The organism is Streptomyces sp. NPDC005775 (assembly GCF_042871565.1).
Taxonomy (GTDB): Bacteria; Actinomycetota; Actinomycetes; order Streptomycetales; family Streptomycetaceae; genus Streptomyces.
This window is the reverse complement of the sequence record NZ_JBIAIU010000031.1, coordinates 1-19342: the sequence shown is the minus strand read 5'-3', so window position 1 is coordinate 19342 and position 19342 is coordinate 1. Positions and strand designations below refer to the sequence as shown.

Annotated in this window: 16 protein-coding genes; 12 read left to right on the top strand and 4 right to left on the bottom strand. The window is 68.3% G+C overall.

The window, feature by feature from the left end; translation table 11 throughout:
- Positions 1 to 375 precede the first annotated feature (375 nt).
- On the bottom strand, positions 376 to 672 hold the full coding sequence (locus ACFYPA_RS36940) for a hypothetical protein (RefSeq protein ID WP_389137023.1): 297 nt from the start codon (positions 670 to 672) through the stop codon (positions 376 to 378).
- Between the two features lie 640 nt (positions 673 to 1312).
- Here ACFYPA_RS36940 and ACFYPA_RS36935 point away from each other — a divergent pair.
- From ACFYPA_RS36935 to ACFYPA_RS36910, 6 genes are all read left to right on the top strand, one after another.
- Positions 1313 to 1798: a hypothetical protein gene (locus ACFYPA_RS36935; protein ID WP_389137021.1), complete on the top strand. Its 486-nt coding sequence runs from the start codon at positions 1313 to 1315 to the stop codon at positions 1796 to 1798.
- Positions 1795 to 4446, top strand: a complete 2652-nt coding sequence (locus ACFYPA_RS36930) for a Helicase associated domain protein (RefSeq protein ID WP_389137018.1) — start codon at positions 1795 to 1797, stop codon at positions 4444 to 4446. The genes ACFYPA_RS36935 and ACFYPA_RS36930 overlap by 4 nt, the downstream gene beginning before the upstream one ends.
- 178 nt (positions 4447 to 4624) lie before the next feature.
- Positions 4625 to 5332, top strand: a complete 708-nt coding sequence (locus tag ACFYPA_RS36925; protein ID WP_389137016.1) for a TnsA-like heteromeric transposase endonuclease subunit — start codon at positions 4625 to 4627, stop codon at positions 5330 to 5332.
- On the top strand, positions 5332 to 7530 hold the full coding sequence (locus ACFYPA_RS36920) for a Mu transposase C-terminal domain-containing protein (RefSeq protein ID WP_389137014.1): 2199 nt from the start codon (positions 5332 to 5334) through the stop codon (positions 7528 to 7530). The genes ACFYPA_RS36925 and ACFYPA_RS36920 overlap by 1 nt, the downstream gene beginning before the upstream one ends.
- Positions 7524 to 8543, top strand: a complete 1020-nt coding sequence (locus ACFYPA_RS36915) for a TniB family NTP-binding protein (protein ID WP_389137012.1) — start codon at positions 7524 to 7526, stop codon at positions 8541 to 8543. The genes ACFYPA_RS36920 and ACFYPA_RS36915 overlap by 7 nt, the downstream gene beginning before the upstream one ends.
- Before the next feature lie 106 nt (positions 8544 to 8649).
- On the top strand, positions 8650 to 11586 hold the full coding sequence (locus tag ACFYPA_RS36910) for a helicase associated domain-containing protein (protein ID WP_389137010.1): 2937 nt from the start codon (positions 8650 to 8652) through the stop codon (positions 11584 to 11586).
- Between the two features lie 1004 nt (positions 11587 to 12590).
- Here ACFYPA_RS36910 and ACFYPA_RS36905 read toward each other — a convergent pair.
- On the bottom strand, positions 12591 to 13466 hold the full coding sequence (locus ACFYPA_RS36905) for a nucleoside triphosphate pyrophosphohydrolase family protein (protein ID WP_389137007.1): 876 nt from the start codon (positions 13464 to 13466) through the stop codon (positions 12591 to 12593).
- Between the two features lie 88 nt (positions 13467 to 13554).
- Here ACFYPA_RS36905 and ACFYPA_RS36900 point away from each other — a divergent pair, with 88 nt between their 5' ends.
- Genes ACFYPA_RS36900 through ACFYPA_RS36885 form a run of 4 tightly spaced genes read left to right on the top strand, consistent with a single transcriptional unit; the run spans position 13555 to position 15988 of the window.
- Entirely contained in the window at positions 13555 to 13848 is a 294-nt protein-coding gene (locus ACFYPA_RS36900; RefSeq protein WP_389137004.1) for a phosphopantetheine-binding protein, read from the top strand.
- A complete protein-coding gene (locus ACFYPA_RS36895) occupies positions 13845 to 14258 on the top strand; it encodes a helix-turn-helix domain-containing protein (RefSeq protein ID WP_136330386.1) in 414 nt (137 codons plus the stop codon). Before ACFYPA_RS36900 ends, ACFYPA_RS36895 begins: the two co-directional genes overlap by 4 nt.
- The gene (locus ACFYPA_RS36890; protein WP_389137000.1) at positions 14255 to 15148 is read left to right on the top strand and encodes an ImmA/IrrE family metallo-endopeptidase; all 894 of its coding nucleotides are present in this window, start codon (positions 14255 to 14257) and stop codon (positions 15146 to 15148) included. Before ACFYPA_RS36895 ends, ACFYPA_RS36890 begins: the two co-directional genes overlap by 4 nt.
- Before the next feature lie 51 nt (positions 15149 to 15199).
- Positions 15200 to 15988 carry a thymidylate synthase gene (locus ACFYPA_RS36885; RefSeq protein ID WP_389136997.1) on the top strand — a complete coding sequence of 263 codons (789 nt, stop codon included), beginning with the start codon at positions 15200 to 15202 and terminating at the stop codon, positions 15986 to 15988.
- A gap of 12 nt (positions 15989 to 16000) precedes the next feature.
- Here ACFYPA_RS36885 and ACFYPA_RS36880 read toward each other — a convergent pair whose 3' ends face one another.
- Positions 16001 to 17023 (bottom strand): nucleotide kinase domain-containing protein, encoded by a 1023-nt coding sequence (locus ACFYPA_RS36880; RefSeq protein ID WP_389136996.1) that lies wholly within the window; start codon positions 17021 to 17023, stop codon positions 16001 to 16003.
- A gap of 48 nt (positions 17024 to 17071) precedes the next feature.
- On the opposite strand from ACFYPA_RS36880, the gene ACFYPA_RS36875 reads away from it, so the two are divergent.
- The gene (locus tag ACFYPA_RS36875; protein ID WP_136330382.1) at positions 17072 to 17362 is read left to right on the top strand and encodes a hypothetical protein; all 291 of its coding nucleotides are present in this window, start codon (positions 17072 to 17074) and stop codon (positions 17360 to 17362) included.
- A gap of 526 nt (positions 17363 to 17888) precedes the next feature.
- Here ACFYPA_RS36875 and ACFYPA_RS36870 read toward each other — a convergent pair.
- Positions 17889 to 18893: a hypothetical protein gene (locus ACFYPA_RS36870; protein ID WP_359319712.1), complete on the bottom strand. Its 1005-nt coding sequence runs from the start codon at positions 18891 to 18893 to the stop codon at positions 17889 to 17891.
- 267 nt (positions 18894 to 19160) lie between these two features.
- On the opposite strand from ACFYPA_RS36870, the gene ACFYPA_RS36865 reads away from it, so the two are divergent.
- On the top strand, positions 19161 to 19292 hold the full coding sequence (locus ACFYPA_RS36865; RefSeq protein WP_359319714.1) for a hypothetical protein: 132 nt from the start codon (positions 19161 to 19163) through the stop codon (positions 19290 to 19292).
- Positions 19293 to 19342: the final 50 nt, after the last annotated feature.

The following is a 19342-nucleotide window of genomic DNA, read 5'->3' as shown; positions in this document are numbered from 1 at the left end:
CCCGCGGAGCGGGTACCCCATCGCTGCGCGATGGGAAAGCGAACACCCGCGCTGCGCGCGGGTGTTGCGCTCACGCTCCGCGTGAGCGGAGCGGGCCGCTGCGCGGCCCGCTCACCGGCCCGGCTGCGCCGGGCCGGTGACGCTCCGTTCGCTGCGCTCCCGGAGCTGCGGGAGCCTGCGGCCCCTAGGGAGCTTTCGCTGCGCTCCAGCTACCTAGGCCGCTGCGCGCCTCAAAGGGCCGGACCCGCTGCGCGGGCCCTGCAACGGGCCTTCGGCCCGGGCGCCTGCAGGGACGGGGGTGCCGTGGCGGGCTGTCAGCAGACCGGCGGACTCAGCCAGGGCCTGGCTGAGTCCGCCGGGAAGAGTGATGGGCTCTCAGGCGTGGGCGTGATGGCGGGTGCTCGGCGGCTTGTGTGGGGCGGCGTGGTGTACGGGCCGGCCTGTTGCGGGGACTGCGAGGTGCCGCAGGGCGAGGCTCGCGGTGACGAGCAGTACGGCGAAGACGGCCAGGAGGAGGACGGATACCCACATCTGAGGGCTCCCCGGGGCCTGCTGGCCGGCCCAGAGGGCGGACCCCGTCCACAGCAGGATGGCCGCAGCGTAGAAGGAGCGGACACGGCGCAGTTGCCGCACGGCCCGCAGGAACTGGATGCGTTCGGTCTTCGGTGCCATGCGGCACCGTGTACCCCCGGTGGGCGATGTCTATCAGGGTCGGGTGGGATCTTGGGTAGGGATCTGTTGAGAGGTGTCGCTACTCTGCATCTCGATGTGATGCAGCATGTAGAATTGGCGTAAAGCGGGGACATCCGATAGCAGGGTTGGGGGCGCATAATTCTCGGTACTTTCGCAGGATCGGCTGATGGCCTGGATGCCGGTCGAGCTACTGAGCGCGGGACGTCGTTCTTGAGGGAGGGGCGGGATTGTGGGCTGGTACGTGCTGGTGGAGCGGGTCAAGTACGGAGAGTGGAGCTTGGTGGGCAAGATTCCCGTGAAGGCGGGGAGAAGGAGGTCCTTGCGTGCGCTGAGGAGACTGCTCGTACCCGTCCCCCGTGGGGCAGCACCGCCTCCGGCCCGTGCGGCCGGCTGGTCTTCCGTACTTCATCGACGAGCTGGCTCGTGGAGCTGACGGAGTCGTCCTGGGCGAAAGGTGACAAGTCGCCGAGCACGTACCCAGCACCTGAACATCCGCGTGGCCGAACTCGTCCACGTACAAGAGCTGGTACCTCCCGATCCTCCCAAGAAGGGCCGCTTCGGCCGGTGAACCCATCGCGCTGCCTCGCCCTCGCGCCGGCGAAAACTCCAGGGAGCGCGCGTGACGAATGATCGCGGGCCTTCTCTCCTCGGCTCAGGCTCCGCTTATGAAGATGCCTCGATCTACATCGACGCCGTGTCCGCCCCGCGGGTCGTGGCCCGGCTTCGAGAGGCCCTCGGCATCGAGGACAACGGTCCGGAGCTGACCGTCGGGCCGGTGCGCGTGTCCGGCGAGCCCAACCACTACGCCACAGGCCGGCGCGCCCACCCTTCCGACTTCCTGGAGTGGCCGACCGTGCTGGAATGCGAGGCCCCCGCGGGAACGCAGGCCGAGGTGGTGCAGGCCGTCACAACTGTGCTCGAAGCTCTGTGGCGCAGCGGCTTCAAGGCTGTAGCGGCCTGCGACTTCGAGGACGAGCTGCCCGCACGCGGGGGCATCGATAGGTACCCGCTCCCTGCCTCTGCCTCTGGTGGGTCCGCTGTTTCTGTGAGCTCGTGGTGGAGAAACCTGGTTTCACCCGGGAAAAGGAAGGATCGAATGCGGTGATCAGCCTCCGGGAACATCAGGTGACCCAGAAATCGGCAATTCGGGAATGGGTCAGATTGTTTGCAAGATCGTCTGTGTCTGCTGAGGGGGCACGGGGCACGCTGGTGTCCGCGACCGGGTCGGGTAAGACGATCATGGCTGCCGCGAGCGCGCTGGAATGCTTTCCAGGCGGACGGATCCTGGTGACCGTGCCGACCTTGGACCTGCTCGCACAGACTGCCCAGGCGTGGCGGGCGGTGGGCCACCGGGCGCCGATGGTGGCGGTCTGCTCGCTGGAGAACGACCCCGTGCTGACCTCGCTGGGGGTGCGCACCACTACCAATCCGATCCAGTTGGCGCTGTGGGCCGGGGCCGGGCCGGTGGTCGTGTTCGCTACGTATGCCTCCCTCGTGGACCGCGAGGACATCGACGCACCGATCGGCCAGCGGAAGGTCCGTGGGCCGCTGGAGGCCGCTCTGGCGGGCGGGGAACGGCTGTACGGGCAGCAGATGACCCCGTTCGACCTCGCAATCGTGGACGAGGCACACGGAACCGCTGGTGATCTTGGTCGGCCGTGGGCGGCAATCCACGACAACGCCCGTATCCCGGCGGACTTCCGGCTCTACCTCACCGCGACCCCGCGCATCCTCGCCGCGGCCCGCCCGCAAAAGGGCGCGGACGGCCAGGAGGTGGAGCTCGCGACGATGTCGGACGACCCGGAGGGCACCTACGGCGCGTGGCTCGCAGAGCTCGGTCTGAGCGAGGCCATCGAGCGCGAAATCCTTGCCGGATTCGAGATCGACGTGCTCGAGATTCGCGATCCCTCGCCGGTTCTCGGGGAGTCGGAGGAGGCGCAGCGGGGCCGGCGCCTGGCCCTGTTGCAGACCGCGCTCCTGGAGCACGCCGCCGCGTACAACCTGCGTACGGTCATGACGTTCCACCAGAAGGTCGAAGAAGCCCGCGCGTTCGCTGACAAGCTGCCCGAGACGGCCGCCGCGCTGTACCTGAACGACGCCTCCGACGCCGACCTCGCCGCCGCCGACAAGCTCCCCGCTTCCTCGATCGACGCGGCGTTCTACGAGCTGGAGGCCGGCCGCCACGTCCCGCCGGACCGGGTGTGGTCGGCGTGGCTGTGCGGCGACCACCTCGTAGCCGAGCGGCGGGAGGCGCTGCGCCAGTTCGCCAACGGCATCGACGCCACCGGGCGCCGGGTGCACCGCGCCTTCCTCGCCAGCGTTCGCGTTCTCGGGGAGGGCGTGGACATCACCGGCGAACGGGGAGTCGACTCGATCTGCTTCGCCGACACCCGCGGCTCGCAGGTGGAGATCGTGCAGAACATCGGCCGGGCGCTCCGGCTCAACAAGGACGGCTCCACCAAGGTCGCCAGGATCATCGTGCCGGTCTTCCTGGAACCCGGCGAGGACCCCACCGACATGGTCGCCAGCGCCTCGTTCCGCCCCCTTGTAGCGGTCCTCCAGGGCCTGCGCTCGCATGATGATCGACTTGTCGAGCAGCTCGCTTCCCGGGCGCTCACGAGCGGCAAGCGCAAGGTCCACGTCAAGCGGGACGACGACGGGCGGATCGTCGGGGCCGGCGGCGAGGGCGACGGCGAGGACCAGGAGGACGACGACACCCAGGCCGCCGCCGAAGCGGCCCTGCTGCACTTCTCCAGCCCGCGCGACGCCGCCACCATCGCGGCGTTCCTCCGTACCCGGGTCTACCGGCCCGAATCCCTGGTGTGGCTGGAGGGCTACCAGGCTCTGATTCGGTGGCGGAAGGAGAACGAGATCACCGGCGTCCACGCCGTTCCCTATGACGTCGAGGTCGAAGTGGGAGTCACGAAGTCGTTTCCGCTTGGCAGGTGGGTGCATCAGCAGCGGAAGGCGCTGCGGGCGGGCGAGCTGGAGGACCGGCGCAAGACCCTGCTGGACGCTCCGGAGGCCGGGATGGTGTGGGAGCCGGGCGAGGAGGCGTGGGAGGCCAAGCTCGCCGCGCTCCGCTCGTACCGGCGGGCCACCGGGCACCTCGCTCCCCGGCAGGACGCGGTGTGGGGCGAGAGCGAGGCCGAGGGCGTGGTGCCCGTCGGGCAGCACCTCGCCAACCTCCGGCGCAAGGGCGGCCTCGGGAAGGACCCGGAGCGGGCGGCACAGCGCGCGAAGCAACTGACCGCGATCGACCCGGACTGGGACTGCCCATGGCCACTGAACTGGCAGCGGCACTACCGCGTCCTCGCCGACCTGGTCGACGCCGACGGCCACCTCCCCTACATCGCGCCCGGCGTGCTGATGGACGGCGACGACATCGGCAGGTGGCTCCAGCAGCAGAAACAGCCGGGCACCTGGGCGCAGCTGTCGACCGAGCAGCAGGAGCGGCTGACCAAGCTGGGCGTGGAGCCCGCCGAACGACCCGCCCCCGTCCCAGCAGCCGAGGGCGCTGGGAAGGCGTCAGCCTTCCAGCGCGGTCTGGCAGCCCTGGCTCAGTACATTGCGCGGGAAGGAAGAACTGTTGTCGGAAGGGCGCACGTTGAAGAGCTGCCGGACGGTTCGCTGATCAGGCTGGGTGTGTTTCTGAGCAACCACAAGGCCAGACGTGACCGCCTGGATGCTCAGCAGCGAGCAGCCTTCGTCGAGCTCGGCTACGCCTGGGCCGCAGATCCCGAACACGGCTGATGGCGGTCGCGCGCCCCCGTGGTCACGGACGCCCGGGCAAAGCCGGCGGACGGGCCTGCGGCTGGCGCGCCCGGTTGGCTTGTTATGCCCATTACCGGATGAGCCGATAAGCGTTTGGCCCTGTGTGCGAAGCGTGGAGTGGGATGCGACAGGAGCGGGGCCGTTCGATGTCGGGGCCGTGGACGTGCGGTTCATGGCTGCGGGCGGCACGACGGAGTGTTCGCCGTGGTCCGCGGCGGCCGCCGAAGTGCCCTTCGAGCAGTGTCCGCCCCTGAAGCCCTTTACTGTCCGCAAGGGCAAGCGCACGGCGCCGGGATGGTGGTGGTCGGCGACCACCGGACGGCTGGTGCACTACGGCTCCGGGGCGATGCGGCTGCATGTGATGCTGCTCGACCGCGACCCACGCGTGACGTATCTGGCCAGCCAGCCACTGGAACTGCGATGGCGGGAGCGGGACGAGGTGCGTACGCATGTCCCGCAGATGATGCTCCGGCTCGCTGACGGCCAGGGGGTCTTGGCGGACTGCACCGCCGGCGAGGAGCTTTCGCAACGGCAGCGGTCTCTGGCAGCGGTGCTCGGCGAAGTGTGTGCTGCAGTGGGCTGGCGATACTGGGTGCTGGGGCCGGTCGATCCGGTGTACCGGCGCAACGTGGCCTGGCTGGCCGGGTACCGGCATCCGCGGTACCACGGAGGACAGCGACTGGCGGTCACGCTGCAGGAGTCATTCGCCGGGCGTACGCCGCTGTGGGAAGGCGTGCGCAGGACCGCCGGGGATCCGATGGTGGTCCTTCCTGCGCTGTTCCATGCGCTGTGGGCGGGGCAGCTGTCTGCGGATCTGGGCGCTCCGATGCATGAGCGGATGCCGGTGTGGGCCCGGTCGGCGTGATGAGGGCAGGAGGCCGGGGGGTTGTCGGGCCGGTGGTCGAGGTGGGGTCGCGGGTGCGTTTCGAGGGGCGGACCTGGACGGTGGCCGCACTTATCGGCGGGCAGGTGCGGCTGACCGCGAAGAACGGTGAGACGGCAACGCTGCTGCTGTCGCTGTTGTTCGCCTGCGAGGGCTTCGAGGTTGTGGATGGGCCCGCCGCTCGCCGGGTGGCGCCGCTGGGCCTGCTGGATTCGTTGCCTGCGACGGTGCGGGAGCGAGCGCTGGCCTGGGAGGGGCACGTGCGGGAGGTGGAGACGGGGCACCCGGGCGGATCCGGTGGGGTCGGCCCTGCGCGGGCCGAGTACGACCCGGAGGAGCGGACGCTGGCGCAGCGGGAGGAGGCGAAGGCGGCGGAGCTGTCGGCGGCGGGGATGCCCACCAGCGCGGTGACGGTGCGGCGGATGCGGGCCCGCTACCGCGACGGCGGGGTGTGGGGACTGGTGGATCAGCGGACCGTGCGGCCCCGGTCGGCGCTGGGGCGTGCGGACGAGCGGGTGGTGGCCGCGCTGCGGGAGGTACTGGAAGCCGGGCAAGAACGCTCCAGCGGAACGCTGGGGCGGCTTCGGGTGTATACCGGGCGGCTGCTGGCCGAGCGGTACGGCCTCGGGGCGGTGGCGCTGCCGTCGACTGCGACGTTCAACCGGCTGGTGCACGCTCTGGGTGAGGGGCGCGGGCTGCTGGGCAGTGCGCGGCAGCGCCGCTGGCGCTCGGCGCGGCCGGCTCCTCCGTTCGTGCCGACGACGGTGACGGCGCCGGGTGAGCTGGTGATGATGGACAGCACCGTGCTGGATGTCTTCGTGGTGCTGGACGACGGGGTGGTGGAGCGGCCCGAGCTGACCATCGCGCTGGATGTGGCGACCCGCAGTATCTGCGCTGCTGTGCTGCGGCCGAAGGGGACCCGCAGTGTGGACGCGGCGCAGTTGCTGGCGCAGATGATGGTTCCCGTGGCGATGCGGCCTGACTGGCCCGAGGCGCTGGCGATGGAACGCTCGGTGATCCCGTACGAGCGGCTGCAGAGCGTGGACGCCCGTCTGGAAGGGGCCGCGGCGCGGCCGGTCATCACCCCGCAGACCGTGGTGGTCGATCAGGGCAAGGTGTTCGTCTCGTCCTCGTTCGTCGCCGCCTGCGGATCGCTGGGCATTTCCCTGCAGCCGGCGCCGCCGGGCAACGGGCCGGCCAAAGGGCAGGTGGAGCGCACGTTCTCCTCGATCAACACGCTGTTCGCCCAGCACGTCGCCGGCTACACGGGCTCGCACACCGGCGAACGCGGCCGGGACGCGGAAGGCGAGGCGGTATGGACGCTCGCACAGCTGGACGACCTGCTGCAGGAGTGGATCGTCTGTGGGTGGCAGGAGCGCGAGCACGACGGGCTGCGGCACCCGATGATGCCCCGCCGCGCCCTGTCACCGAACGAGATGTGGGCGGCGCTGATCGCCGTATGCGGGTACGTCCCGGTACCGCTGGGGCGCGAGGACTACATCGAGCTGATGCCCGTCAAACGGCAGAAGATCAACGACTACGGCATCCGCATCGACTACCGCACCTACGACCACAAGATCCTCAACCCTTACCGAGGCGAGGCCTCCCCCACGGCAGACGACCTGTGGGAGATCCACTACAACCCGCACGCCCCCGGCCAGGTCTGGGTACGCCTGCCGAAGCCTGACCAGCCGCGCGGATATGGCTGGGAGGCGGTGCCATGGATCCACCGCACCCTGGTCACCGCCCCGTTCACCGACTTCACCTGGCAGCACGTCAGGCGCACCGTCGCCCAGCGCGGCAACCGCGTGAGCCACGAACACGACCTGGCCCTCGCCCTGCGCGAGCTACTGGAACGCGCCGCCGCCGGACACGGCACCCGCCGGGAGAAGGTCGTCGCCGCCCGGGCCCGCGCCGGTGCCGCCGCGAATGAGGAGGGCGCAGTATGGGGGGTCCTGTACGGCCAGCAGCCGCCGGCCGGGTTGCTCGAGCCTGACGGTGAGGACGTCTTCGCCGACGACAGCGAAGACGAGAACGCCGGCGACGGTGGCGTGGGCACCGGGCCGGCTGACGGCGCGCTGCTGAGCTGCCCTTCGGCCGGCCTGGCGCAGGAAGCCGATGCGCCTGTACCTCCCCGGGTCACGGTCTACGACCCCGCCGAGGAGTCCCTGCGATGGTGAGCCTGTCACCGCACGACACCGCCGGGTTCGCCCCGCTGGCCCCTCCGACCGTATGGCAGGGCTGGGACGCCTTCGTTCACCGGGCGCCGGCCTTCGCCCGGGATGCCGCCGACCCGGTCTGGTCGCAGACGGAGCGCGAGGACTACCACTCCGAACTCGCCGTCATGCGTACCCCGGCCATGGACAATGTCTTCACCGCCGTGCGGCGGCTGCTGCTGGTCAACCGCCGCCAGCAGGCCGGCGCCCGCCGCGGTCTGATCATCTCCGGCCCGGCCACCACGGGTAAGACCACCACGATGATGGCACTCGGGCGGTCCTTCCAGCTGGCCGACGCCCGCCAACACCCAGGGCAGGCCGCACGCAGGCCTGTGCTGTTCATCAGCGTGCCGCCGGCCGCCACCCCGAAGATGCTCGTCAGCGAGTTCGCCCGGTTCCTCAACATGCCCATCACCGACCGCCTCAACCAGACCCAGATCACCGGCGCCGTGTGCGACCTGCTGGGCGAGCTGGGCACCCAGCTGGTCCTCGTCGACGACGTCCACCTCCTGGACACCCAGCGGCGCGCCGGCGCGGAAACCTCCGACCAGCTGAAGTACCTCGGCGAACGCATCCCGGCCACGTTCGTGTACTCCGCGATCGACATCGAGACCTCCTCACTGCTCAGCGGAGTGCGCGGGGCCCAGATCGCCGGCCGGTTCAAGCTCTTCAGGCACCGGCCGCTGGCGTACGCGACCGAGCAGGACCGGGCCGTCTGGAACGAACTCGTGCAGGCCATGGAGAATCTGCTGCGGCTGCGCGCACACCGGACCGGAACCCTGGTCAAGCACGCCGCTTACCTGCACGCCCGCACCGCGGGACGGATCGGCAGCCTCTCCCACCTCATCCGTGAAGCTGCTCTGATCGCGATCACGGAAGGCACCGAGCGGATCACCAAGCAGCTGCTCGCCGAGGTCGAACTCGACGCGGCCGCCGAAGCCCAGGCCAGGCCGTCCCGGCCCACACGGCGCACGTAGGGCATCCGCAATGGCGCACCGGTCCAGCACGCCCGCACCCGCACGCCTGCCCCGGAACAGACGAGCGGAGCGCGAACGGGCGGCATCCGGCAGCATCGTGCCCGACATGAGCGGCGGCGCGGCAGGACGCATCGCTGCGTTGAACGGGGAGCTGACGCTGTCGTTCCTGACCAGGATCGCCGCCCGGTACCACCTCGGGATCCGTGACGTGCTCGCCGCCGTCACCGACGTCGGCGGCCTTCGGAACCTCACCGGGATGCTGTACCCGGACAGCGAGATCCACCTCAACGCCCAGGCACGCGACCGGGTCGCCGCACTCTGCCATGTTCCGCAGCACGTGCTCGAGCAGGCGCTGCCCGCATGGACGCGGGAAGAGCCGAGCGGAAAGTACGGGATGGGCCCGGTCGGGCGGCTGCTGCGCGGTGGGGAGGTCGTCGCCGCATGGGGGCCGGCCTGCCCCGCATGTACCGCCGCCCGTACCGGACGAGAGGTGCCCGCCCGCCGGTACCTGGCCCCCGAGCAGCGCGTCTGCGCACGCCACCAGTACTGGCTCCTGTACCTGCCCCACACAGGCGGGCTGACCGTCCCCCTCGGCCCGTGCCCGGAAGTGATCGAAGCCCAGCGGCAGCATGCCCGGCTGCTGCACCGCTCCCCCATCGGGGCGCAGGCCTTCGAGGTCGCTCGTGCCGTCACCAACTCCTGGTGGGAGCAGCCCTGGCCCCGTCAGGAACACGCCTGGCCGGCGCGCCTCGATGCCACACGCCCGGACGGCGCCGATCCCGGCTGGTGGAAGGTGGCCGCACGCGACCTGATCACCTATCCCGAGACCGTCGCCCTCGCCCGTCTGCTGGCCAGCCGCCCTCTGCAGCAACGCGCTGTCGCCGAATCGGGCGGCCATCTCCCCTACCGTCTTGGTGAGCTACCCGCTCTTCTGACCGAGGTCGCCCATGAGCTGCAGCGGTCGTGGCTCGTCCACCGCCTCGCCGCCGTCACTCACGGGCCGCTGTTCACCTGGGCCCACTCCTGCGTGCTCACCCACGCCGACCCGACACCCGCGGCGCAGCAGAAGCTGTGGAAGGTGCATTCATCGCACCGGCCCCGACCCCTCAGCGACCTCCTGCCCCCACCGGAATCACGCACCGACAGCGGCCAGCCAGAACCACGGCCGGTCAAACGGCTGCGCGGCCACAGCCTCCAAGCCGAACATGCCTTCGAGAGAGGCCTTGCGCGCGCCCGTGCCTACCACCAGCAGTTCGGGCACCTGGCTGTCCCCAAGGAAGACTCCTTCGGCGATTACCCGCTGGGCGCATGGCTGTCCAACCTACGCACCCGCCACACCCGCGTGCCCGCCCACCAAGCCGCCGCCCTCCACGCGCTCTACCCGTGGTGGAACGCGCCCTGGAGCACCCTGTGGCAGCGCACCTGGCACCAAGCCCGCGATCATGCCGAAGCCCACGGCCCGCTCGAGCCCGCCGGCGGCTTTCCCACCACCAGCTACAGCCTGGGCGAATGGCTGTACCTGCAGTGCACCCGCTACCCGGCCCTCCACCCCGAACAGCAACGCCTCCTCGCCGAGATCGGCATCGACGCCCCGGCGGCGGCCGCCGCCCACCCCAGACGGCGCAGCTATGCAGAACGCTTCCAGGTAGGGCTGGCACATGCCCGCGCATTCGCCGACCTCCACGGCAACCTCGCCTCCGTCGCCCAAGTGACCGTCCACGACGGTTTCCGCCTGGGACAGTGGCTCGCCAACCAACGCAACTATCAGCGCACCGGCCACCGGCCCCTGCCCGCCGGCCGCGCCCAGGCCCTCACCGCCATCGACCCCTGGTGGAACCCGCCCTGGCACCTGAAATGGCAGCGCCACTACTACCACGCCCGCGACGCCGCAGCCGGCCGGCTCCTCCGGGCCGAGAACGGCTTCAACGACCTCGACGACTCCGGTGCCGCCGACTGGTTGTGGCACCAGTGCGCCATGTACGCCGAACTCCACCCCGAACAGCGGCAACTCCTCACCACCATCGGCATCACCACCGAGGTAGCCCGCACGGCCCGGGAACACCCCCGGACAGCCCTGAGAGCACCAGCCAAGCACTCGGCCCGGAAGACCGAAGGCAAGACCAGCCAGGCCGAAATGGGTGCGGATCCTGCCGCTTCCGCTGGTCGACGTCGCACACGACGTGCCGCCGAACCGAAGCGTCCTCGCGAGTCCCGCAGCCGCCTGGGGCACCGCCCCGACTTGAGGCCGGGCTTCGAAACAGCCCTGGCACACGCCCGCGCCTACGCAGCCGAACACGGGCACCTCGCAGCCCCCCGTGATACCCGGCACGACGGGTATCCGCTGGGGTGGTGGCTGTTCAGCCAACGCAACCGCGCCAAACAACGCGCCCGCGACAAGCTGTCACCCTCACCCCACCTGACCGAACTCGACGCGATCGACCCCTGGTGGAACCCACCCTGGGACACCGTCTGGCAGCGCAACTACTACCGCGCCCGCAACCACGTCGAAGCAGGCGAACCGTTCGATCCTGTCGCCCGCATCCCCGCACCGAGCACCGTCCTGGGCAGCTGGCTCACCCGATCCTGCCTCCAGTACGACCAGCTCCACCCCGAGCAGCAGCACCTGTTGAACGCCCTCGGCGTCACTGCTCGGACTGCCGGACAGTGGCCGCTCAGCCCTCGCCCCCGGCCTCACGCCGAAGCCCTCCTGCACGCCCGTGCCTGGGCCGGTCAACACGGCCACCTCTGCCCGCCGATCAAGACCGTCCACGACGGCTTTCCCCTTGGCGAATGGCTCAACCGGCAGCGCGAACTCGCGAAGAAACGCAGCAGCCCCTCCCTCACCCAGCAAGCGCTCGCCGTGATCGACCCCTGGTGGAATCCGCCCTGGCCGATCCTGTGGCAACGCGCCTACCACCACGCACACACCCACCCCCGCCACCCGGCAACCCGCAACTGGATCCAAAACCAGCAACGCGGCTGGCTCCTCCTCCACCCCCACCAACAACACCTTCTCACCACAGCCGAACTCGTCAACGTCTGAACTCCCCCTCCGGTCAGCACGGCACCTTCCGACTCGGGTCGGTTGGCCCTCAACCAGCCTGGGTCGGCAAGAACTTCGGACGTAATCTGCCCGAAGGGGTCTCAGACGGCGGCGTGATGACCGATACTGGTGGGCAGGTCTGCCGTGCCCGCACGAGGATGCACGAGGCCGAAGAGCAGAAGAAAAGGCGGCGCGGAAAAGGTTAATGAACCGACTTAAGGGCTTTATCAGCATTCTTTTTGTTAGCTGATTACTCTGACCCGCCCTGCCAAAAAAGTCGAAGAAAACCTCCGCTAAAACCGTCAGACAAAGCCTTCAAAACACCCTGCGGGACCAGTGAACCGGTCTTCCAAGGGGCTGACAGGTCTGCCGTAAAACACCACCGGACCGCCCTACGGCGGCGCCGGTCCTTGGCATGCCCTGACACCACGGCACCCCAGTGCCGCCTCTCCCCGTCCCAGCCGTCCACGCACGGCTCGTTCAGGCATGAGGCGGCTCAGCCGTCACGTGCTGGAAGGGCATCCACGCGATGAACTCGTTCTCCCTCGCCCCTGTCTCCGGCCTCCTGGCCGGACTCCCAGCCGTCCTCGCCGGCGCCCTGGGCGGCGCACCCTGGTGGGCCGTCGGAGTGATCGTCATCGCGGCATACCTCGCCATCCCCCTCACCAGCCTCACCCTCGAACACTCACGACAACGAAAAGGGACACTGGTCGACGAGAAATTCGCAGCCACACTCGACCAGATATCAGACCCCGAAAAAAGAATCCAAGCCATCATCAACTACCGCCAAGCCACAGCCCTCGCCACTACTCCCCAACCACCACCCGAACCACCACCCGGAGCACTACCACCCGCGAACCCAGACAGCGCCAGCCAGTCACCAGCATCCGCATAGACGAGGAGGCGCGGGGGCTCCCGCCCCCTCGTCTATGCAGCACTGACATGTATCGCTTCAGGACCTCAGCACTCGATGCGCAGCGGGTGTCTTCCGCTGGACCTTTCGGTCATAGCGGGTCGACGGTAAGGAGGCGCCGGTCGAGGTCGAGGTGGACGGTGCCCCCGTCTTGTTCACGCAGCTGTCGCCAGGCGGTGTAGCCGGTGAAGATGGCCTGCTCCCAGTCCGCGGCGCGACAGACGCTGACCTCAAGGTGAGCGGTCATGTGGTTGATGGTGGTGAGCAGTTCGTTGTCAATGTGCTTGATGTCGGCGAAGTAGCGGTGGCGTGCAGCGTAGGAAAAAACGAGGGCTGAGATCCCTTCCTCGATGGCGATGGCACGGCCGCCGTCTTCGGCTTCGTCGGTGCGGAGGTCGCTTTTACGTTTACGGCCGAGCAGGAAGCGAGTGACGGGGGACCATCCGAGCACGGCGGCGTGGGCGAGGTGGAAGGCGTCGTGGAAGCGGTAGTCGTCTTCGATGTGGGAGGCACTGGTAAGGGGATCACCTGCAGGGGTGCCGTCTTCTCGGGTGAGGACGATGACGGTGCGGCCCTCTCGAAGAGTGGGCGTGAAGGTAAGGGCGGTCTGGCGCGGAAGACATTCATGGCTGGGGAAGTAGGCGTCGAAACGAGTGTGTTCGGTGTCAGGGGTGGGGCGCCAGCGGTCTTTGGTCTTTTCCAGGCTGGCGGCGGCGATGTCGTCGAGATCGAGATCGAAGCGGTGGGCGACGGCGGCTACATACCACAGGACATCGCCGAGTTCTTCGCGCAACTGGTGCTTGCCCTGCTCGTAGGCAGGCCCGTCACGCAGGCGCTTCTTGTAGGCGGTGGCGAGAGAGCCGACTTCGCCGGCGAGGCCGAGGAGAGGTACGAGTACCGGGTCGGTGCCTTCGGCGGGAGGTTGGAGGGTCTTGATGGCGGCCTGCTGGTAGCGCTTGAAGTCCATGCCTCACCCTTGTCTGATCTTGGGACACCGCTGTCGGATCGACCGACATTGTCGTATCCTAGGACAGCCACGTTGGAAATACAGACGATTGGAGGGAGTCCTGAGTACCGCCACACCGGACATCGACGACATCGTCTCGGTCGTCATCGGGTTCCTGGCAGAGCTGCAGGAGAAGACCACACCCGAGGTGAGGGTCGAGCTCGAGGACGGTGGAGCAGAGCTTCCGGTCGACTCGCTCCTGATCGTGGAGATCCTCACGCGTATTGAGGAGCGCTACTCCATCGCCATCCCGGCCGACCGCCAGTCCGCCCAGGCCACCCGATCCGTGCAGGCCTTCGCCCGCGCGGTGCAGGAAGCCATCACAGAAAGGCAGCAGCCATGACTCCCTCCCCCTCTGACGCCCGCACCCGCGATCCCGAGCTCGTCCAGCTCGGCGAGCGGCTGAAGAAGACTCGTGACTACCTCAACATGTCGCAGCAGTACGTCTCCGATAACACCGGCATTCCTCGTTCGGCGATCAGTGACATCGAGCGCGGTGAGCGACGTGTGGACAGCCTGGAGCTGAAGAAGCTCGCCCGCCTGTACCGGCAGCCGGTGACGTACTTCCTCGCCGAGGAAGAGGACGCTGACGCAGGCGAGTACGCCCTGGCGGGACTGCCGCGCGCGCTGGCCCAGCTGACCGACGGCGACCAGAAGACGGTGATGGAGTTCGCAGAGTACCTCTCGCTGCGGCGCGCGGCCGAGAAGGAACAGGAGCAGGAAGAATCCGCGGAACAGGACAACCGGCGGTGAACTGGACGGTGGCGCACCGCATCGCCGGAATCGCAGCCGCCCAGGCCCACCGCGACCTTGGCATTGACCGTACCCGCTACGTGCCCGTGCACCAGGCCTTGAAGGGGGCCGACCTCGTAGGGATGGCGCAGCCGATGCCGCGCCTGTTCGGCGTCTACATCTCCCCCGCCGACAAGGGGCCGGCCGTCCTGCTGAACGCCAACCTGAACATCGTCACCCAGCGGCATACCGCGGCACACGAGCTCGGGCACCACCAGCTGCGGCACCGCAGCGCGGCCGACGACGACCTCAGCCCGGCACTGCGCTGGGGCAACGGCAGCTGGCCGGACGAAGAGAAGACCGCAGAGGCGTTCGCCGCCTGGTTCCTCATGCCACGCCCGGCGGTCCTGGCAGGGCTCGAAAGGATCTGCCAGGGGCAGCCGAGCAGCCCGGAGCACGTGTATCTGCTGGCGAGGGAGCTGGGCACCTCCTACACAGGCACGCTGCGGCAGATGCAGAATCTTCGTCTACTGGAAGCGGACCGCGCCCGCCAGTGGGCGAAGATCTCTCCGGCCGCGCTCCGCAACTCCCTGGTGGGCGGAGCGGCCTTACCTGCCAACGCTCATGTTCATGTCGTCACTGCTGCCTCCCATCTACAGCAAGTGCATGCCGACGTCGGCGATGTGCTGATCGTCCAAGAGAACAAGGCCTCCTTGATCTCCGTGCCTAAGGGGTTGGTCCGCTGGACGGGCGCTGGGCAGGCGCCCGAGGCCGAAGCGGTAGTGGTGACCGACGAGTTCTGTGGATCCGCCGGGCTGGAGGTGTCGGTATCCGGCCTGGACGAGCCCGTGCAGCTGACGGTAGTGCGTGATGCACCCCGCGCCGGTGTGCACGACGTCTGGCCGGACTGACGCTCTGCCGCCGGCCCCCTTGCTGACCCGTCGACCGCGCTAGGAGGATTCATGAACAGCTTCGAGGTCACCGGCCGTGATGTCACTCGCGCCTGGATCGCCGCCTGCAACGCCCTGGACCGCAAGGACAACCCCTCACGCACAGGCCTGCACACGGTGGTGCGTATCACCAATCCCACAGTCGACGACATGGGCTTCCGTCAGGAGTTGGATCGGCTGCGTCTCGGCAAGCGTCACGAGCCGATCGAGACGGTCGCTGGCACTCTCTTCCCGGCCGGCCTCGCGGCCAGAGCCGCCGACCACACCGACCTCGTGGCCCGATACCGCGCCATGTACTCACGGCTGAAGAAGTTCCCGGGAAACGCCCATGGCACCTACTTCGGACGCCTGGTCGCCTATCCCGGCGCGAAGAAGACCGACATCGATCAGATCGGCAACATCATCAACCGCCTACGCAAGCAGGCCTCGGGCAAAGGGCCGATGACCGCCGCCTACGAAGCTGACCTCGCACACCCCACCGACGGCGACGTGCCGGCCGAGCTGCTCGTGCACGCCGCCGACCGCGACAACCTCTACCGCGGCTTCCCCTGTCTGAGCCACATCTCCTTCCAACTGGACCGCGACGGCCAAGTGCACGCCGCAGCGCTGTACCGCAGCCACTACATGTTCGAACGTGCGTACGGCAACTACCTGGGCCTGGGCAGACTCCTGGCCTACATCGCAAACCAGGCCGACCTGTCCCCCGGCACGCTGACCGTAGTGGCCGGGCACGCCCACCTGGACGGACCCATCACCGCCATACGGCCGCTGCTGAGCGACACTCCGATCCTGGCCGCATAGGGACGACCCCCGTCAACAGGGACTGTTGAGGCCCCACTTGGGCGGAAACCAAGCCGGCACCGACGCCGTCGAGGAACGGTAGGTCTGCTTGATACGGCTGCGGCCGCTGATGCCGGCGATGTCCGGGTGGGCGACGCGCGCGTACTTGTCGACCTCGCAGAACAGGTTCTGGCAGTCAATCAACTGCAACGAGCGTCCCCGCAACCCGGAGAAGGGCAGCCCCAAGCGGGCGAAGTGCTCGTCCTGGGTATCGGCCATGTACCGGATCACCTCGGCCTCAATGCCGTCCGCCGCCGGACCGAAACACTTGCGGATCCCGTCCCGCGCTCCAGGGCCGGGAACAACAAAGTCCATCTCCGAGAACGACATCTCAGCTGCATAGTTGAGGTCGATCACGAACTGATACGCCAGGAACGGCCCGATGGCCGGATAGCCCAGCAGAACCTCGTAAGCCTCCCGCAGCGTAGGCGCGCTCAGAACCTTCTCCGGAGCCCTGGACATCATCATCATCTCCAGCAGCCGCAGATGGTTACGGTGCTTTCGCTCCTCACCCAACTGCGGCGGAGGCACGATGTAGGCAGCCGAGTACAACCGCTCCCCCCGACCGAACGCGGCTGACAGCACCCGGTCGTAAGCCCGGTAGTCGTACGCCTCCCAGCGCGCCTCCCCCACCTCGCGCGAAATCAGCCGCCAGGTGGACTCCTTGTTGAAGATCTTGAACAGCAGCGTACGGAAGAACACGTCCTCCCACTCCTGCGGGCCCTGGTAGATCACGTCGCCGATCACGGCCTGGCTGACCCGGTCAGCGGCGCGGTAGCAGTTGGTGAACCGGTGCTTGGCCAGGATCGGATCATCGGTCCACGGCTGAGCCCGCCGGGCCAGGCGAGCCTCATAGACAGCTTGCCGGGCAGAAGCGAATCGCCAGTAGGTATCGAACACCGGCGTCGGCCGCAGTTTCCGGCCCGCGACCCGCACAGTTCCCGGCACAGAGCCCGATCGCGAGGAAGCCTTACGGTCTTGCAGCAGCGTCACCATGCACGCAATATATATTTGATATACACCCGCTGTCACCGAGGAGGAGCCATGGAGCTGCTGTGCCATCAGCAACGCCGCACAACCTCAGTGCTCTGGCCCGAGGACATCGACCGCAGGCTGAACATCCTGGTCCGCGCGGCCGCAGCAGCTGGTGAACGTACCTCCCGCGCCGAACTACTGGCCGCGCTGGTGGCGGCCATCGAGGTCGAGCCCGAACAAGTGGCAGCTCTGCTCCACCACTACCGCCGCCTGCCAACCGACACACTCGCCGGCGACGAAGACCGAGACGACCTACCCGCCGTACGCACCCCCGGCCCACGCCGCACCACCCCCGCCTAACGACCCGCCGCCCCCGCAGGACACGCCACGCAACGGCCCGATGCCGCCCGCCATCCAGCCCACGAGCGGCCGCCCTCTCGCCGCCCACACCCCACCGCCAGCGGCACCTCGAGCCCAAACGCGCCAGCCCCTCACCACCATGACCAGCCCAAGACACAGGCGGCTCGTCCAAGCTCCACCACATATCAACGATCACTGAACCTGAACCATGCACAGCACAGACGACACGACCTGATCACCCCACCACCAAACTGACAAACCCACAGCTCAGACACACCCCAGGGCCAGCGCTCGCAGCAACTGAAACGGGCAGACGCACCACCATCACGTCATCACCTCCCCACACCAAACTGATAAGCGCAGGCCAGACCGCCATCCGCTGACCACAAAGACCAATCGCGGACATCGCCGCCCTGCGGAAGCTCGGCATGGAATGGGCGTGACGCTGGCGTTGTCCGGCAGTTGAGCCGGACCGCGTGAGACCTGGGGCCGCGATGGTCCCGAGGTCTCGTGTTCGGCTGTGTTCCTAGGCGTTGCGTGCGGATGCTGTGGGTTCCTGGCCGTTCTGGGCCTGCTGCGCCCGCTCCGCCATCATTTTGCCCAGGTCTTTGAGCCAGGTGCCGTTGAACGGCCGACCGTCGATGTCGTCACCAGTAATGAACATGAGGACTGTGCCCACACGAAGCGAAACGGAGGAGCCGGACTCCTCTCCGTTCCCGCTGGGATGCGACTCAGCGGAGCTCTCGTCTCCGACACGGGGCAGTGATACTGAGAGTCCACTGCCGTCTTCGCTGTTGTCTTCCTCGGTTTTCAGGTACAAGGCGTGAGCTTTCTCCGCCGTGGTGAACGCTGCGACGCTTATGTGGAGGTCGGCTTCGGAGTCGCCCATGAGGAAATCGGCGGTGCCGAGGTAGGAAAGCCCTGCGCTTTCCGGCAGATGCGATCCCCCGACATCGGCCGCCTCGGGCTGGGTCCAGCCCTCCGGCAGGCTGGCTAGATCCGGAAGCACTTGGTAGGCAACGGCATCACTCAGCTGGGTCACGGACTTCTGCCGTCCCGGGTCGTCACCGGTGATGAGCCGGGAACCGCCGTACAGGCCCACAGCCACCAGCGCGACGAGCACTAACGCTGCGGCGAGCAGGGAGTAGCGGGCGTTGCGTGTGTTGTTGAAGGTCACGGGCCCCAGGGAGATGGTGTTGCGGCCTCTGACTGTTGAGCCGTCGATGGTGATGCTGCCGGACACCTGTCTCGGGGGCTCGGCCGGCGTCGACCCGGTGGACAAGGCGGCGACGATCTGCCGGGCGAAGTCCGGATCGGCGTCCACCTCCGCCTGAAGCAGAGCCCGGAGCTCGGCCGCGGCGGCCGGATCTGCTGGCTGAGCCTCGGCAGCCTGTATCGCCAAGCGGCCGGACTCACTCCCCGCAAGCCGCTCACGCACCAGATCCGACACCAGCTGCCCCACCCCGGAACCCACCGCGGCCACCGTCCCCCCGGCAACCTGAGTAAAAATCTGAACCACCGTCTCAATCACGCGCAATCCCCCTCAATGACCGTCACAGCAAAGCCTGTTGCTAAGCGAACAGACCCCCTAGAACCACTACGGCTCGCGGAAGCAGCCCCCTACCCTCCCAGCACCGGCCGGACTCGTGGCACCCACCGGGAAGCCAAAAAGGGCCGCTGCTCCCGCTCACGGCGCCACAGCCCTGCGTTGCGGTCGTTCTGGAACCGGCTGATGCCACACGGGCACAGCGACGAGACCGGTCGACGACGAGACAGAGCCGGTGACCGTGAAGCTCGCGTGTGGGTCTCGAACGCCAAGTCGAGGCGCGACAAGCTCACCGCGGAGCAGCTGGCCGCACTGCGGGAGCTGGGCATGGACTGGGTGGGAACGGTGCCGGCCACCGAGGCCGCCCCGGCTCCCGCCGTGTAGGCCGCGCCGCCGAGGCCTGACCACCACTATGAGTGCGACAAGACGCTCTC

What these genes read in the sequence shown, in the direction of transcription:
- ACFYPA_RS36940 (WP_389137023.1), bottom strand. Translation starts at nt 672, where the DNA reads ATGGCACCGAAGACCGAACGCATCCAGTTCCTGCGGGCCGTGCGGCAA.
- ACFYPA_RS36920 (WP_389137014.1), top strand. Translation starts at nt 5,332, where the DNA reads ATGAGGGCAGGAGGCCGGGGGGTTGTCGGGCCGGTGGTCGAGGTGGGG.
- ACFYPA_RS36915 (WP_389137012.1), top strand. Translation starts at nt 7,524, where the DNA reads ATGGTGAGCCTGTCACCGCACGACACCGCCGGGTTCGCCCCGCTGGCC.
- ACFYPA_RS36910 (WP_389137010.1), top strand. Translation starts at nt 8,650, where the DNA reads ATGAGCGGCGGCGCGGCAGGACGCATCGCTGCGTTGAACGGGGAGCTG.
- ACFYPA_RS36905 (WP_389137007.1), bottom strand. Translation starts at nt 13,466, where the DNA reads ATGGACTTCAAGCGCTACCAGCAGGCCGCCATCAAGACCCTCCAACCT.
- ACFYPA_RS36895 (WP_136330386.1), top strand. Translation starts at nt 13,845, where the DNA reads ATGACTCCCTCCCCCTCTGACGCCCGCACCCGCGATCCCGAGCTCGTC.
- ACFYPA_RS36885 (WP_389136997.1), top strand. Translation starts at nt 15,200, where the DNA reads ATGAACAGCTTCGAGGTCACCGGCCGTGATGTCACTCGCGCCTGGATC.
- ACFYPA_RS36880 (WP_389136996.1), bottom strand. Translation starts at nt 17,023, where the DNA reads ATGGTGACGCTGCTGCAAGACCGTAAGGCTTCCTCGCGATCGGGCTCT.
- ACFYPA_RS36875 (WP_136330382.1), top strand. Translation starts at nt 17,072, where the DNA reads ATGGAGCTGCTGTGCCATCAGCAACGCCGCACAACCTCAGTGCTCTGG.